The sequence below is a fragment of the Paenibacillus sp. LHD-38 genome, from assembly GCF_031157315.1.
Taxonomy (GTDB): Bacteria; Bacillota; Bacilli; order Paenibacillales; family Paenibacillaceae; genus Pristimantibacillus.
In genome coordinates, this window is record NZ_JAVIFU010000131.1 from 1 (window position 1) to 1,155 (window position 1,155).

Genomic DNA, 1,155 nt, shown 5'->3' on the forward strand with positions numbered 1-1,155 from the left:
ATTTAGCCTTGGCAGATGGTCCTGCCGGATTCCGACGGGGTTTCACGTGTCCCGCCGTACTCAGGATCCGTCTCGGAGGGTGCTTGCTTTCGGTTACAGGGCTTTTACCTGCTCTGGCGGGCCTTTCCAGACCTCTTCGCCTACCAAACACCTTTGTAACTCCGTGTGAGACGTCCTACAACCCCAAGGAGCAAGCTCCTTGGTTTGGGCTAATCCGCGTTCGCTCGCCGCTACTGACGGAATCACTATTGTTTTCTCTTCCTCAGGGTACTTAGATGTTTCAGTTCCCCTGGTATGCCTCTTACTAAGCTATGTATTCACTTAGTAGTAACTGTCCATTACGACAGCTGGGTTTCCCCATTCGGAAATCCTCGGATCAATGCCTGCTTACGGCTCCCCGGGGCGGTATCGTTGTTCGCCACGTCCTTCTTCGGCTCCTGGTGCCTAGGCATCCTCCGTGCGCTCTTACTAGCTTAACCATATGCTCGGGTGATTCGGCTTGTGCGCCGTTTTCATTTTGTTTCTCTGATCTCCTAAGACATCAAATGGTTGAAACAAAACGAAAAGAAGTCGCAACAATCTCGAACACCTTTCGCTTACAATAAAAACAGCTTAAAGGATGTTTCAGCAATTCTTTTCTTTCGTTATCCAGTTTTCAAGGTGCAATTTTTTCTTGCCGTTTACACGACAGGAATCATAGATTATCACATTTTATCATTACAATCAACAAGTAAATGTTGGTAATTTTTTTCGTGAGATAACCCGCTTGGCGACGTCCTACTCTCCCAAGACCCTGCGGTCTAAGTACCATTGGCGCTGGAGGGCTTAACGGTCGTGTTCGGTATGGGAACGTGTGGTTCCCCTCCGCCATCGCCACCAAACGGATGACTAGACATAATTAAAGAAAGTGTCCAACAATGCCATGATTCAGATCAAGCAATATGCTTCATTCTTCATCTATGTATTGCAGTTACTCTTTCAAAACTGACAACGAGTAAGCGATAAACTGCCAAGTTTATCCGAACCTCATCGGGTCCGGGTATTTCCTTAGAAAGGAGGTGATCCAGCCGCACCTTCCGATACGGCTACCTTGTTACGACTTCACCCCAATCATCTACCCCACCTTCGACGGCTAGCTCCCTTGCGGGTTACCCC

3 rRNA genes are annotated in these 1,155 nt (G+C 48.3%); all 3 read right to left on the reverse strand.

What is annotated here, in order from left to right:
- Positions 1 to 479, reverse strand: a 23S ribosomal RNA gene (locus RCO25_RS34555); the annotation flags it as partial.
- A 285-nt stretch (positions 480 to 764) separates the two neighbouring features.
- A 5S ribosomal RNA gene (gene rrf, locus RCO25_RS34560) occupies positions 765 to 881 on the reverse strand.
- 170 nt (positions 882 to 1,051) lie between these two features.
- A 16S ribosomal RNA gene (locus RCO25_RS34565) occupies positions 1,052 to 1,155 on the reverse strand; the annotation flags it as partial.